The sequence below is a fragment of the Pseudonocardia kongjuensis genome (assembly GCF_039526905.1).
Lineage (GTDB): Bacteria > Actinomycetota > Actinomycetes > Mycobacteriales > Pseudonocardiaceae > Pseudonocardia > Pseudonocardia kongjuensis.
In genome coordinates, this window is record NZ_BAAAJK010000001.1 from 597271 (window position 1) to 611953 (window position 14683).

Here is a 14683-nt window from a genome sequence, read left to right on the forward strand (position 1 = left end):
GTCTCCTCGGGATCGCGGGCGCTGGGGTCGGTGCACTCGCACCCGACCCCGGAGGGACCACCACCATGCGCCACCGCCCGACGGCATGGAGTACAAGACCGCGGCGCTGGCCTCGCCGACCCCAGCCCGTCCAGCCGGGCGGAAGGCCGAGCGGGTGACGGCGGTTCTCGGCCCCATTGGTGTCGAGCACCGCGGGCAGCTCATCGAACGCGGCGCCCTCGCCGAAGCGATCCGGGATCGTCTCCCCGCGGTCGCGATCGGACACGACTGGCTCCGCGGCTGCGGCGTCGTCGTCACGTCCGGCGTCGAGGTCCGTCCCGGGGACCCGCGGCTACCCGCGATCACCAGCGAGGGCGACCCGTGGCCGGTCGGCGGCGGGGGGATCGTGCTCGCCGTCGACCTGATGCCGGGCACCACCGCGAACTCGAAGTTGGCAGTGAAGGCGGCGCGGGCGGCCGGACCCCGCTCGGCGTGGAGCTTCGGTTTCAAGGTGATCGACGGCTCGTTCGCGAACGGGGCCCGGCGGATCAGGCGGCCGTCGGTCTACACGATCTGCCCACCGGCGACCGACACCGAGGTGAAGGCCGCCGCGCCGTACGGCTTGGAGGTCAAGGGCATGACGAGCAGGACGATCTACCCCGTGTTCTGCGGGCGCTGCCAGGTCGGGAAGATGCGCACTGACCGGCCGCTGATCGGTGACCAGCCCTTCGAGTGCGAGCAGTGCGCCCGCGAGGACGCACTGAACGACCCGTGGGCCGACGACCAGGACACACCCGACGCCGTCGCGCGGGGCCGGAACCGGCGCGGCGTACTCACCCCCGCGCAGCTCCGGGAACTCGACGAGCTGACCCGGATCACGAGCGAGGACGCCTACGGTGAGGCGGTCGACGACGAGGTCGAGCACGACGTGGACGCGGACGGGACGCTCGGCCGAGCCCGCCCGGATCGCGACCGGTGGCGGCCGTAGGTCGCGGTCGAACGTCTGGTCGACCCCAGAATTACGTTCATGTTGCCCCGCGCTACCCTAGTTATCCAACAGGACTGACCCGGTCCCGTTGTGCCCCGGACGCACCGGCGCGCCCGCCGCACTCCTCACCGCACACGAGGCGGCAAAATGGCAGGGAAAGCACGTGTGCACGAACTGGCCAAGGAACTCGGCCTGTCCAGCAAGCAAGTCCTCAGCAAGCTGCAAGACCTCGGCGAGTTCGTGAAGTCGCCCTCCTCGACCGTTGAGGCAACCGCGGCCCGGAAGCTCCGCGACGCGATGACCGGCAAGGGGCAGCCCGGCACGCCGCGGCGATCCTGGTCGCACGCCACAGGGAACAACCCGTACTCCCCGCCGCGACGCGACCCGAACCCCGCGCCGCTTCCCCCGCCGCGTCCGCCTCGGCCTCGGCCGGACCCATGGATCGCGCCGTCCGCGCCGGACTCCGACGAGACGTTCGAGCAGGCGGCCCGCCGTATGCGGGCGCAGGGAAAACCGGGCAGGCGACCCCGGCCGCCGAAGCTGACCCGGCTGGCCGAGCACATCGCGGGCGACTCCGTGTATAGCCACGCCCACAACCCGATGAGCCCCGACATCGCCAACGGCTGGGCCATGCAGTGGTACGGGCACGTGTTCGAGGACGACGAGGCCATCGCCTGGCTGAAGGCCGGGTTGAACGGCAACGAGGCCGACGCGGCGCTCAGCATGCGCCGGATCGGCTGGACACCCGTGACGCTGCGCCGGATTGTCCGAGGCGAGACCGTGTTGGAGCTGTGGCGCAAGCGTGTCTTCTCGATCGAGGACATCGACCGGATGCTGCGCGAGCAGGACGGCGACGGAGCGAGGTAGCCGATGCCCGGACAGCGCCGAAAGCCGGACCGGCCGATCCTGCGCGGGTTGCTCGTGTGGGGCATCCCCATCGCGGTCACGGTGTTGTGGGCGCTGTCCACGCCCGGCATCGCTCCAGCATCGCGCGCCACCGTCACCGCTGCCCTCGTCGCGACGTACGTCCTCGGCGGCATCGGGCAGATCGCCTGCATCTGGGCACAGTGGATCACCATGCACCGGTGGGAGCCCGCCACCGACGATGACCATCGTCTGCGGGTTCTCACCGGACAAGCCTCCGTCGCGGCGCTGGTCGGCCTCGTGGCGAACCACTTCTGGGGCGAAACGGTAGTCGGGCTGCCGGTCGTCGTCAGCCTCGTCGCCGTAGTCACCATGCGCGACGGAGCCGAGGCGTTCCTGCTCGCGGTCAAGGTCCGGAACCGCTACTACCAGCGGCTGCCGAAGCGGACGCCCGCTCGTCACGGCGAGGGCGTCCGCTAGGCCGTTCAGGGTGAGCCGGCCTGAGCCTGGTTCACTTGTCGGCCGTGCCGGCAACACCCGACGTCCCGAACTGGACTGACATCGTCTCCGCCATCGGCCAGGCGGGCGGCGCGGTCGCCACCGCGGCGGCCGTCATCGTCGCGCTGTGGCTCGCCATCCGGGAACGGCGTTGGCGCCGAGCCGACCTGGTCGCCGTCGCGGCCGAACGCGACGACCGGGACGCCGCTCAGGCTCGGCTGATCACAGTGGCCTGCGACTTCCGGGACACGCTCACGGGGTCGGTGTCCGTGACGGTGCGGAACGAGAGCGCATCCCCCGTCTTCGACGTCCGCATCAAGAAGGTCGAGTCCGACGACCCTGACGTGGTGAGCTGGGACTACGACTTTGGCCAGATGGACGAGCTGTACGACGTTGCCCCGACGGTACTCTCCGCGAGCGCGGAGATTCGAGCCGTCGCCTGGTACCACGACGGCACGGGAACGCCGATCCGCACGTTTGCCGACGACCACGCGACGGTTCAGTTCACCGACTCGAACGGGCTGCGCTGGACCCGGCGTGACACTGCGGCGCCCGTCCGCCTCATCGACAGCAAGTAGGGGATCAGCGATGCGCTCCGAACCGTGGAACGAGGGCACCGCCCGCGAGGCGCTGATCCTGCTGCGGCAGGCACACGAGGCGTGGACAACACTGATGCCGACCGCCCTGGCGCCCGATCAGGACAGCGATCCCGTACAGACGCTCCGAACCCTCCACCAGCACATCACGTTGGCACTGGCGTGGGTGCGTGGCCTCGACGACATGGCGCACGCCCGCGACGGCCTGGCGGGCTACCCCGACACATGGAACGACCCGGGCGTCGAGCTGGTCGACGCCGCGGTCTACGCCTGCAACCGGGTGGTCCACCAACTGATCCACGTCGGGCGCTACAACCAGGGCGGCCGGTCCTACCCTCGGACGTACCCCGTGACCTACAACCCGGCGTCGCTGACGTGGGTCACCGCCGAGGCGCTGCCACCGGAAAGCGCGGACAGTGGACGGATGCCGTGGCGGCGCCGCACGGCGTACCTGAACCGGTGGGCCGGACAGCCGATGACCGACGGCCTCGCCGAAATCCGGGCGTTCATGGACGCCGAGATCGGCCCAGCCGTCGAGGTGTGACCAGCCATGACGGGGCGGCGAACCGGGCCGGGCTTGGTTCGCAAACCCCACCCACTACCGTCGCCGGACATGTCGGACACGAACGCGGCGTCGCCCCTGCGTCTCACCGCCGAGCAGCGCTTGAACTGGACGGCCGAGCAGGCCCAGAAGTGGGCGAAGTACCGAGAGTCGCCGCACCTCGCCGCACCAGGTAGCAGCCTCGCGCTCGACGACAAGATCTTTCCGCTGAGCCCGCCGAGTCACCTGGTCGCGTTCGGGATCGCTCACGCCGTCGAGCACTTGGAGTTCTTCCTGTACCCGTTGCTCAACGGGGGCGCAGGCTTTCCGACCGCACCGAACACGCTGGCCAGGGCCAGTGTGCTCGGCTCCGCCCACGCCTTGTGGATGCTGGACCACCCTGACCGTAAGGAGCGGCAGCGGCGCGGCCTGCGGATGGCGCACTACGAGGCGGCGAACGAGCGCACCGCCGTGTACGAGGTCGAGCACATCCCGGGGGCGAACCCCGACCCGCAGACGCGGGCGCTGTGGCAGTCCCGGGTCGATCTGTGCAACGAGACGATGAACGAGGCGGTTGACGCCGGGGCCACCATCGGCATGACCGCCGAGGACGTCGCCCGGCGGCCGGACGACACCACGATCATCGACCACGTGGCGAAGGCGTACATCGCAGCATCCCCCGGCGACTCGGACACCCTCGTCACCGCCTACCGGCTGAACTGGCGCATGCACAGTGGTAACGCCCACGGGCTTCGTTGGCCTGCCGTCTGGCACAGCGAGATGCAGGGTTCGTTCGCCCGGGGAGGCGCCGCAGCGCGGGTCACCTCGGGTGGTCTCGAAGGACTGTCCATCGTCGCGTCTGCGATGGCGTTGTTTATCAAGCGGGCCGTCGAGCTGTTCGACGCCGCACGGCAGCGGCCCTCCTGACGACGCCAGCCGCTATGAGTCCGCAGCACGGCGCCGGTCATGCAGCTCCGCTGCCTCCGGCACGTCCCGGAACGAGCACAACGCGTCGTCCAGCTCCGTCGCGCGCCACACGTTCGACGGCACCAACACCCCGGCGTCGACCGCCAGCACGCCGAGCCCGGCCGCCTCGTCTGGGCGCCGATCGCGGGCCAGAATCAGGCCGAGGTCCAGGCGCGCGGTGGCCAGCCTGCGCGGCGGCCCACCGGCGGCGTAGGCGTCGACCACGTCGCGGGCGTGACGTTCCCCGGCCGGGTCGCCGAGCCAGGACAGCGCGGTCGCGGTGTAGCCGTCGAGCTTGCGCGCGTCGAAGGTGAAGTGATGATCGCGCGGGCGGGCGGCCGGTTGGTCGTCCACGATCCGCCCGGCGTGATCCAGCGCAGCCCGGACGGCGGCGCCATCGCCGAGGCGGGCCGCGGCGCGGGCGCGCTGCGCGGTGAGCTGCACCCCCGCACCCGATCCGACGGGGGCGGCGGCCTGCCCGGCCTCGGCCAGAGCGGCGGCGCGGCGCCAGTCCTGATCGACCAGGGCGGCCCACGTGTCGATCTCGATCGACCACGCCGCGATCTCGCCGTGCTCGGCCTCCCGACCCAGCGTCGCCGCCGCGGTGCGCGCGGCGGCGGCCGACCGGCGGGCGCCGAGGTCCACATGCAGGGTGGCCGCGAGCAGGGCGAGCCACCCGCCCGCGACCATCAGGCGGCGCCGCTGCGCCAGCGTCGCCCGGCCGCCGAGCAGTGCACCGACGTGACGGGCCAGCACCCGCAAGTCGCCGAGCAGCTCCGCCGGGGGCGTGCGCGCGTAGGCGCGGGCGTACTCGTCGACCGTGGCGTCGATGGTGTCCAGCACGTAGCCGGTGACATCCGAGCGCTCAGCGTGCGCGGCGAGGGCAGCCAGCTCCGCGACGTCGTCGAGACCGGCCACAACCGGGACGGGCACCGGCTCCGCGGCGGCGGCCTTCCAGCGGGCCAGCAGCGCGCCGTCCGCGCCGAGCGCGGCGTCGAGTGCGGCGGCCACCGGGCGGGACGGCCAGCGGCGCCCGTGCTCAATGTGGCTCACGTGGGTGCGATCAGCGTGCGCGGCGTCGGCGACGCTGGACAGGGACCGGCCGGACCCGGCGCGCAGCCGGGCCAGCTCCGCGGCGAACGCGGCGCGGCTGTTGTCGCCGCTGTTGTCCGGGTCGTCGACCACAGACACAGTCTCCCCGCAGCGTCACCACATCGCCACGGTCAGCATGGTGATCAGAACCCGGCCGACGGCGCCGCGACCGGCGCCCGACGAGCGCATCAAGATCATGTGTTCGGCGGACCGCCGGACGCACCTCGTCCGGGACGTCGAGTACGGCACCGCGCTCGCCGACCGGGCCGGAGCCTGCCCGGCGCTGTGCGGGCACCGCGTCGTGTTCGCCGCCATGATCACGCCGTTCGGGCCGTGCTGCCGGAGCTGCGCGGCGGCGCCGTAGCGCCGTTGACCCCTTGATTGCTGGACAAGTGCCCCGCCTCTGAACTGCGACGATAGGGCGGGCGCCGATCGGCGCGAGGCTCAGCCCGGCCGAGGCCGCCTTCCGAGCGCCCGACGCTGCTCGTCGCTCGACCCGCGCCGAGCCGTGCACAGTGGACGGCGCCGGGTCGGCGACGTTCTCGCAGCTAGGCAGCAAAAAGGGCGGCCACTCCGTCCGGAGCGACCGCCCTATTCGATCTTGTCGGGACGACAGGATTTGAACCTGCGACCCCTTGACCCCCAGGATCGTTCAAACCGCGGCGCGAACTGGGAAAATGCATGTCTGCGCAGTCGACTGGTGCAGTACTCGACAGTTCAACGTAGCCCAATCCGGCCCGATACCGCTCACGTGCTCCAGGATTGCTGCACACGATTAGATAGTGATCTTCGCCCGGCGGTCGCCGTTCTTGCGGCCGCTCCGCTCAGCCTGCTCGCCGCCGCCACTAGTGCCTCGGCCGCTGCGTTCGTCACCGCACGCACCGGCCCTGTACCGGCGCCCCGGCCAGCAGCCCGAGACGGCGGGGCCTGTCAGGAAGATCGTGTGCGGGGCCGGGTCAGGCTCCTCCCGGGTGGGGTGCTCGGTGATGTCGGTGAACCACACCAGGTCCGGTGCTGCGGCGGTGAACTCGCGGCTCACGAGGTCGTCGTGCACGGGCGGGCCCGGCTTGCGGTGGCGGCCGCGTCGGCGGGCGTGGACCGAGCAGAGCTGCTGGAGCGTGCAGAGCCTGTTCACGCGGTTGCGCGATGCCGTCCAGCCCCGGCGTTCGAGCTCGTCGGTGATGAAGCGGTATCCGAACTCGGGGGCGTCGTGGTGAACGTCGACGGCGGCGTTGATCAGGTGCGCGTCGTCGTAGTCGCGGTCGCAGACGGGTTCGGCGCGCCACTTGTAGAAGGCCTGCTTGGAGAAGCCGAGCACCCGGCAGGTCACCGCGACGGGGATGTCGTCGGCGGCGAGGTCGAGGACCAGCGGGTACATCATTGTGGGAGCACGTCGCGGGCGAAGTAGGCAGTGGCGCGGCGCAGGATCTCGTTCTCCTGTTCGAGCTGTTTCGCCCGTTTCCGCAGCTCGCGGTTCTCTGCCTCGAGATCGCTCTCGCCGGGCTTGGCCGGCGTTTCGGGTGCGTCGGTGCTGAGGCCGTCCTCGCGGTCGGCGATCTTCAGCCAGCGTGACAGGCAGGACTCCGAGATCCCGAAGTTCCGGGCTACCGAGGCGAGGGATTGGTTGCCCTGGCGGGCGACGGCGATCACGTCGCGGCGGAACTCGGTCGGGAACGGCTTGGGCACGATGTCGATCCTTCCGGCGAGGAGCGCGTCCTCACAGATCTGGAGTCAACCAAACCCTGGGCAGTCCCTCCCTTCGCGCGAGCGGCCTCGACAAGTTGCTGGGCGAGCTGCGGCTGATCAATCTGGTCCGGCATAGGCGGCTCGATCGCGTCGGTGCAACTGCTCCCCCACCGAGCCGCGCTCGGCGAGTCGGACCAGGGAGCGGAGATCGGACAGACCCCTCACCCAGGCCGGCTTCCAGCAGGATCGAGACGAACCGGCCGATCAGTACCGCTCAGCCACAGTCACGAGAGGTGCTCGGGGTTCGCCGATGCTGTGGGTGGCCGCCTACGTCCCTGCAGGAGGGTCGGCGGGCGGCGCTAATGTGAGGCCCGTGTCCTCCGGCGAGAAGGTTCGCGCGAGCCGGGACGGCGACCGGTTCCACTACTACTGGGCAGCCCGGCGAGCGCTCGGCCTGCTCGACCTGACCGGATCTCTTGAGGCCGTCGGCGTGGAGGGTATGCCCCCCGGCGAGTCGGTCGAGGGCGAGGAGATCATCGACGTTGCTGAATACCACGGCGGCCGCGACACCGCATCGTGCGCGGAGGTTCACTACACGCAGCTCAAGCACTCGACCCTGCGGACGACCGATCCGGTCGTCGCCTCGGAGTTGCGGACAACGCTGGAGAAGTTCGGCCAGATCTACCGCAACGAGGTGCAACGCGGCCGCGCGGGGAAGCTCCGGTTCTCGTTCGTCACCAACCGCCCGCTCAACGAGAAGGTCAGGCTGTCCCTCACCGAACTGTCGGCGGGCGGGACTTCATTCACCCACTGCACCGAGGCAGACCTCCTGCGCCGGTACATGGGCTTCGGCGACGACCGGATCCGCGAAGCTGCCTTCTGCCGGCGCTTCCTCGTCGATGACGCCGGCCCGGGTATCGCTGCGACAGAGACCTTGCTCCATGCCGAGCTTCGGCAGCATCTCCCCGGGAGCACCGGCACTGAGATGGTCCAGCTCGTGGACTCGGTCGCTCGCAAAGCGACCACTCTCGAAGACCCGCATCCGCTTCTCCGCGGCAACGTGCTGCTCGCCCTCCGCACCACAGAGGACGAGATCTTCCCGGCGCCCAGTGCCATCGAACGGCCCAAACACGTCATCCCCACGGCCGACGTCGCTCGTGTGGTCCGCGAGCTCCGTGAGGGAGCGGCAACCAAGCTGCTGGTGACGGCGGTGGGCGGTGTGGGGAAGTCTGTCTTGACAACGATCTTGGCAGATGCCCTGCCCAAGGGTTCCGAGCTGGTGGTCTATGACTGCTTCGCTGGCGGGGATTACCGCAAGATGACCTCCCGGCGCCACGACCACCGGGCGGCGCTCACCCAGATCTCCAACGAGCTCGCTGCCCGCGGCCGATGCCTACCGCTCGTCGCCACGGACGCCCCGGATCGCTCATACATGCACGCGTTCATGCATCGGGTCGCGGAGGCGTCGAAACAACTCTCCCACGAGCAGCCCGGCGCCCTGCTCACCATCGTGATCGACGCCGCCGACAACGCGGCACTCGCCGCCGCGGCACTGGATCAACGCACAGTCGTGGCTGATCTGCTCCGGGAGGACTTTCCTGCGAACGTGCGCCTGGTAACGCTATCCCGCCCCGAACGCGTCACCATGCTCGATACCCCTTCGACAGGCGTGACGACGCTCGGACTGCACGGATTCGGGCAACCGGAGACGCTACAGCACCTCAGGACGCGGTTTCCTAGTGCCACCGCACAAGACGGGGCCGAGTTGCACGCGCTCAGCGGCGGCAATCCCCGGGTCCAAGCGATGGCGCTGGAGACCGCTCACACGATCGCCGCCGTTCTGGAAGCCATCCGCATCGCCCACAACACCCCCGGCCCGGTCTTGAGCAATCTACTCGCCGAGCAGATCCGTGAAGTCGCCGAGAATGGACACCTGCGACCGTCAGAACTAGATCGGCTCTGCGAAGCACTGGCCGTCCTACGGCCGACGATCCCGCTCGACGACCTCGCTGCGATCACCGATGTGCCAGTCGATGCCATCCGCAGCTTCGCTGTCGCTCTCGGCCGCGGCCTGCACACCACTGCGACCACTGTGCAGTTCCGGGACGAGCCAACCGAGACCTGGTTTCGCACGACCCACGGACCGGACTCGACCCGGCTGCGCGACTTCGTCCGCACCGTCCTCCCGCTCGCGGCGACATCGCCCTACGTGGCAGGCACCGTTCCACAGCTCCTCTTTGAGGCGGAACTGCTCGACGACCTGATCAAGCTCGCCCTGTCGGACGCGGCACTGCCCGGCGGCACAGACGAACTCCAGGTCAGAGAAATCGCCCGGTCCCGAGCACGCTTCGCCCTGTGCGCGACACTGCGCCGCGGTCGCAACGCCGAAGCGGCACGGCTCGCCCTCAAGATCGGCGACCTCTCTTCCGGCCACTCCCGCACGATGACGATCCTGCGTACGCACACCGATCTTGCCGGGCGCTTTCTCGACGAAGAAGCCGTTGAGGCGCTCTGCTCCGGCCGTGAGCTGGCCACCGACTGGCCGGGCTCCAACCTGCACATCGAGGCCGCACTGCTGTCACACGTTGACCGGCTTAAGGATCTCGCCCGCAACCGGATCCGGTCCGCGCTCGACAACTTCCGCGCCATCCTCGAGACGCCGGACGACGAGCCCCCGTCCCGGCACCGCCACGTGACGGCCGAGGCGGTCGCCGACCTCGCACTCGCCGCAGCCAACATCGACGGCCCCGGCGCGGGGGCCGAGTTGCTCTCTCACCTGAGCCCCGACGAGTTCGCGCACTCCGCGGCGGCCGTGCTGGCTTCCAGGTTGGCCGACGCGGGACGCGAGGACGACCTCACTGGCATCGTCCTCAGCGGCGACACGAAGTCCGCCGTTCGGATGGCCGTCGCCACCGCGATGTTCGACCACAACATCACACCACCTGCCGAGGTCGCCGCCGCATTCCTCGCAGCGCTGCAAGCGCGCACGGAACCGTTCAGATGGACCAGGCCGTTAATCGAGCAGGATCTCGACGTCCGCGAGGTGGTGTGGACGCTCGTGCACGCACTGCGCCACGGTTTGACGGAGGAGGCCGACGCCCTCGATATCCTGGATGTCCACCTCCCCCTCCACCTGCCCGACAGTGCCGGTGGCCGACTTCACAGGCTTCCTCTCACAAGCATCCTGCTTGCGCACGCGCTGCGGGCACGGCTACACGGAGCAAATCTGACGGTGGAAGCGGTGACGTCTGCGCCACTAGTCCAGCTCCTGGGGCGCGAGTACGTGAACGACCAGAACGCCCAGGAGTTCGCGGCGAACATCCCCGGGCTCCTACCCTGGGCCGAATGCTGGGTGACGACATTGCTCGCCGATACCCCCGACCGCGTGGCGCAGGACTTCACAACACTCGTCCATACCGACCTGAAACCAGTCACCAGCCACAACGGCACCCCGTTCGTCCGCGTCAACGGGATCGGCGAGATGGCGACCAGAATCCTGTCGCTCATCCCGCGTGCGGATCTGGTTAGCGCAGTCGCGGCCTGGCACGAGTCGTCGCACCTGGCCCTGTCGCGCTCCTGTGTCGCGATCGCACGCGTCGCCGCCCGATCTCCACATCTCGAAGCGTTCAGCCTGGAGGTGGTCACACGTGCAGTGGATGCCGCCCAGCGGGACCGGACGGATGCCGATTCCCGGGTCGAATCGCTCCTCGCACTGGCGCGGACCGTCGTCTCCGTCAACGACACGGAAGCGCGAACGATCTTCGAGATGGCACGGGGAGAGGCTGATCGGGTGGGCGATGATCTCTATGATCGCTGGCACGCGTTGAGCACCGTCGCGACCAGCCTTGCGACCGGCGACGAGGCCAGCCGAGCCTACCGACTGTTCCAGATCAGCGAGAAGCTGGAGGAGGTCGGCGAGATCAACGCGCACGCCCTCGGGTACCGGCTCCTGCACATGCACGAGCCGACCTACCTCGCTGCACTCTCGCGCGCCCGCGACCGGAGGACACTCGACTTCTCCGCCATGCTGTCCCCCGCCGTCGCGACAACCACCAGTCCGGGAGCCGAGCGACTCGATCTGCTGGCCTTCCACGCGTTCCGACCCCAGATCGGGTGGCAGCGCACAGTCACGGGACTGAGCCCGCCGGCCGCCGCGCTCGCGACCCGCGTTCTAGCCGACTTCACCAGGTTCGAGCGTTCTCCCGGCGACGTCCCGAACCAGATCGGTACGCGCACCAGACTCCCTCGATTGGGCGGCGAGAAGCCGCCAATCAATCCCGAAATCCGGTTCGCCGACGGCGACTTCACCACGACCGCAGCGTGGGACACGGCGCTGTTCGAGCTCAGCTGGCGATCCGAGGACAGGCGCGCGCTGATCCGCTTCGCATTGAACAAGCACCCGACCAAGCGGCCAAACGTCCTCGACGCGCTCAGCCACGCAACGCGCGCGGACCAGTCCGACTTCACTGCGGCCGCGGAGGCGGCCGCAGCTGTGCAACCTCAAACCCCCGCGCTCCGCCAAGGTCGCCAACGGCTCGTCACCACGCTGACGCACCGGTTCGCCCGCAGCATCGGCACGCGATACGACGATGTCAGCCTCGAGCCCTTCGCCGAAGCAACCGACACTACCGTCACCGACCTCAGCCGGGCCGCCCTGCTCGAGCTGGGACGAACCGCACATCAGCTCCGACACCGGAGCTACTTCCTCCTCGCCGCCAACCTGGCCATGACGTTGGACCAGGAACCTGCCGGGGCAGTGTTCGACGACCTCGCCGATCTCTTCGAGGACCTCGCGCCCTCGGCGACCTCCTCGGACGGACCGGGCGAGACGCTCCCGGCCCCTCCGGATGATCACGCCTCGGACGTGGCCGGAGTGATCTGGGGCGCCCTCGGCGACATCTCCATCGTGCGGCGGTGGCAGGCTGCGCATGCCGTCCTGCTGCTCGTGCGCCTCGGGTGCACCAACGAACTCACCGCACTGGCCCGGTTCGCCAACGGAACCTCGTCGACCGCGCCATTCCGCGACGCACGGTTGCCCTGCTATCCGTTGCACGCCCGCATGTGGTTGTTGATCGCCCTGGCTCGAGCGGCTCAAGAGCCGAACGCCACCCCGCTGGCCGTCTTCACAACGTGGCTGGTCGACGTGGTCCGCGGACCGCGGCATGCGGCCAACCAGCTCCTCGCCCAGCGCACGCTCACCACCCTGCACAACGGCGGACAGCTCACCCTTAGCGAGCCGGAGATCGGCACGCTTACACAACGGGTCGTGGCCGAAACGGTCGAACTCGACCACAACCAGCAGCGCGCGCGGCCCGACCCCTTGCCGACCAACGGCGACCGCGATCGCTACCCGTTCTTCCTCGATTTCGAGCGATACTGGTGCGACGACGTGGCAGACACCTTCGGAAGCACCGAGAGCAACGTCGCTCGCCGTGCACTGCAGGTGGCGGTCGAACTCGACGAGACCGGCGCGTTCGCCGCAGGAGTGGACCCGCGGACAAGCGCCGGCGTATACGATCCTCGTCGCTCCTACCCGGACCGCAGCAGCTGGCCCGACGAGGACAGCTACACATTCTACCTGGCGGTACACGCGCTGTTGACCGTCGGCGCAGAGCTGGCGGCGGACGTGCCCGCCTGCCACGAACCCGATTACGCGGTGGACTCGTACACGCGGTGGATCACGCAGTTCCTTCCCACGCGGTCCGACGGCAGGTGGCTCGCCGACCGCCGGGATCCGCCGCCGTCACCGGCACCCGAGCGCGTCTTGGCTGATTACGAGCCTCAGGAGCACTGGCCGTCGAGCCTGCGTCCGGACGACTTCGTGGCCGCCGCCGGTATCGGCGACGAATGGGTGACCGTGCACGCCTACACCACCGTTGCCCACGCGGACCTATCGGAAGACCTCCACATCCAGAGCGCCCTCGTTCCGCACTCGACCGCGCGCTCGCTCCTGATCGCCATGCAGACGTCCCCGCTCGGCCCGGCCAGCTACCGACTCCCGACAACGGACGACGATCACGACCGACCCGACCACTACCCCTTCGACCTGATGCCCTGGCTGAACAGCTCGACCGTTCGCCACGGCATCGACAAGCACGACGAGCGCGGGTCCGGCATCAACTTTCCACCGACCCGCCCAGGCGACGACCTCATCAGCCTGTTCGGCCTCACTACCGACGACGATGAGCGGACGTGGTTCCGACTCGGCGAACCGGTCCTCCGCAGCAGGGTCTGGGTCAACACAGCCGAGAACGGGCACGGTCACGAAACCGGAGTCCGCGGCGACCAGCTCGCCGTCCGACGCGATTTCGTGACGGCAGTGCTGCAGGAACTGGACCGGACGCTGGTCCTTCAAGTCGGACTCCGCCGCGACCGCCGACGTCCGCAGTACACCTACCAGCAAGAGGACGACGATGATTTCGGATGGTCCGAGTGGTCCGGCAAAACCTATCTCCTCGATCCGGCGGGACGGTGGTCAGAGTACTGATGCCGTCCTCGAACTCGGGCAGATGCTCGCGAGCCAGGCAGCCGATCACGACATGGTCGGGCGCTGGATGTCCCACCATCTGGCGGAGCTGGTCGTCGCGGCAGAGGGCAACACCACAACCGTCGAGCAGCGACTGAAGATCGTCGACACGATCCTCAGGATCTGGGCTCTCCGAGGGTCCCTCCCGCGTCCGGCACCCCTCGAGGACTTCTCCCACGTCCTCGCCGCGCTCGATCGGCTCGGCGACGACCGACCATGGAGGTTCCTCCGTCTGTTCGAGTTGAGCGTGCATCCGCCCGAGCCGACCGAATCCCACCCTTCGCTCGCCGAGACCGCTGCCGAGTTGGAAACCCTCACCCGCGAAACCGTCCTGCACCTGCTGTGGCGCGCCGCCCAGGACGCAACGGAGCACCACCAGGAGTGGCTAGACGTAGCGGATCAGATCAGTTCCACGGTGGAGACCGATGTGACCAACGCCCTGCGCAGGGGACTGATGCGCGGGTAGGTGTCACATGATCTGCGGCGCTGAGGAGCGTTGCAGGGAAGGATGTGCATCATGCCTGCTCCCTACCCCCAGGAGTTCCGTGACGACGTCGTCCGCGTCGCGAGGAACCGCGAACCTGGCCAGAAGCTCTCCCAGATCGCGCGTGACTTCGGAATATCCGAGTCGTGCCTGACGAACTGGATGCGTCAAGCCGACGTCGAGGACGGCAACAGGCCCGGCAAGACCCGGGAGGACTCGGTCGAGCTGCGCGATGCGCGCAAGCGGATCCGGCTGCTCGAGCAGGAGAACGAGGTCCTCCGCCGTGCCGCGGCCTACCTCTCCCAGGCGAACCTGCCGGGAAAAGGTTCTACCCGCTCGTGACCGAGCTCGCCGCTGACGGGATCCCCGTCGCGGTGTCCCTGCGGGTCTTGAAGCTCTCGAGCCTGTCAGATGGTCTGTGTAACAAGATCCTCTTGAGTTGAGGAGTACACAGATGTCCGTG

At 69.1% G+C, this 14683-nt stretch carries 11 protein-coding genes and 1 pseudogene; 10 read left to right on the forward strand and 2 right to left on the reverse strand.

Annotated elements, in window-relative coordinates; all coding sequences use genetic code 11:
* The first annotated feature begins 85 nt into the window (after positions 1–85).
* The 6 genes from ABD160_RS02740 (at position 86) to ABD160_RS02765 (ending at position 4393) form a co-directional block, all read left to right on the forward strand.
* Positions 86–967, forward strand: a complete 882-nt coding sequence (locus ABD160_RS02740; protein WP_344017975.1) for a hypothetical protein — start codon at positions 86–88, stop codon at positions 965–967.
* Between the two features lie 165 nt (positions 968–1132).
* On the forward strand, positions 1133–1834 hold the full coding sequence (locus ABD160_RS02745) for a translation initiation factor IF-2 N-terminal domain-containing protein (protein WP_344017977.1): 702 nt from the start codon (positions 1133–1135) through the stop codon (positions 1832–1834).
* Positions 1835–1837: 3 nt separating this feature from the next.
* Positions 1838–2311, forward strand: a complete 474-nt coding sequence (locus tag ABD160_RS02750) for a hypothetical protein (RefSeq protein WP_344017979.1) — start codon at positions 1838–1840, stop codon at positions 2309–2311.
* 35 nt (positions 2312–2346) lie between these two features.
* Positions 2347–2907: a hypothetical protein gene (locus ABD160_RS02755; protein WP_344017980.1), complete on the forward strand. Its 561-nt coding sequence runs from the start codon at positions 2347–2349 to the stop codon at positions 2905–2907.
* 10 nt (positions 2908–2917) lie between these two features.
* Complete coding sequence (locus tag ABD160_RS02760; RefSeq protein WP_344017981.1) at positions 2918–3469, forward strand: hypothetical protein; 552 nt, start codon at positions 2918–2920, stop codon at positions 3467–3469.
* A 69-nt stretch (positions 3470–3538) separates the two neighbouring features.
* The gene (locus tag ABD160_RS02765; RefSeq protein WP_344017982.1) at positions 3539–4393 is read left to right on the forward strand and encodes a hypothetical protein; all 855 of its coding nucleotides are present in this window, start codon (positions 3539–3541) and stop codon (positions 4391–4393) included.
* A 12-nt stretch (positions 4394–4405) separates the two neighbouring features.
* Here ABD160_RS02765 and ABD160_RS02770 read toward each other — a convergent pair whose 3' ends face one another.
* Complete coding sequence (locus ABD160_RS02770; RefSeq protein WP_344017983.1) at positions 4406–5617, reverse strand: NsdA family TPR-like regulatory protein; 1212 nt, start codon at positions 5615–5617, stop codon at positions 4406–4408.
* Between the two features lie 43 nt (positions 5618–5660).
* On the opposite strand from ABD160_RS02770, the gene ABD160_RS02775 reads away from it, so the two are divergent.
* On the forward strand, positions 5661–5888 hold the full coding sequence (locus ABD160_RS02775) for a hypothetical protein (RefSeq protein ID WP_344017984.1): 228 nt from the start codon (positions 5661–5663) through the stop codon (positions 5886–5888).
* 600 nt (positions 5889–6488) lie between these two features.
* On the opposite strand, the pseudogene ABD160_RS02780 reads toward ABD160_RS02775, so the two are convergent.
* A pseudogene (locus ABD160_RS02780) lies at positions 6489–7210 on the reverse strand (IS3 family transposase); the annotation flags it as partial.
* 373 nt (positions 7211–7583) lie between these two features.
* Here ABD160_RS02780 and ABD160_RS02785 point away from each other — a divergent pair.
* The 3 genes from ABD160_RS02785 to ABD160_RS02795 are packed head-to-tail and all read left to right on the forward strand — an operon-like array spanning position 7584 to position 14562.
* Positions 7584–13697 carry a hypothetical protein gene (locus ABD160_RS02785; protein ID WP_344017985.1) on the forward strand — a complete coding sequence of 2038 codons (6114 nt, stop codon included), beginning with the start codon at positions 7584–7586 and terminating at the stop codon, positions 13695–13697.
* Between the two features lie 22 nt (positions 13698–13719).
* The gene (locus tag ABD160_RS02790; RefSeq protein ID WP_344017986.1) at positions 13720–14202 is read left to right on the forward strand and encodes a hypothetical protein; all 483 of its coding nucleotides are present in this window, start codon (positions 13720–13722) and stop codon (positions 14200–14202) included.
* A gap of 51 nt (positions 14203–14253) precedes the next feature.
* Positions 14254–14562, forward strand: a complete 309-nt coding sequence (locus ABD160_RS02795; protein ID WP_344017987.1) for a transposase — start codon at positions 14254–14256, stop codon at positions 14560–14562.
* Positions 14563–14683: the final 121 nt, after the last annotated feature.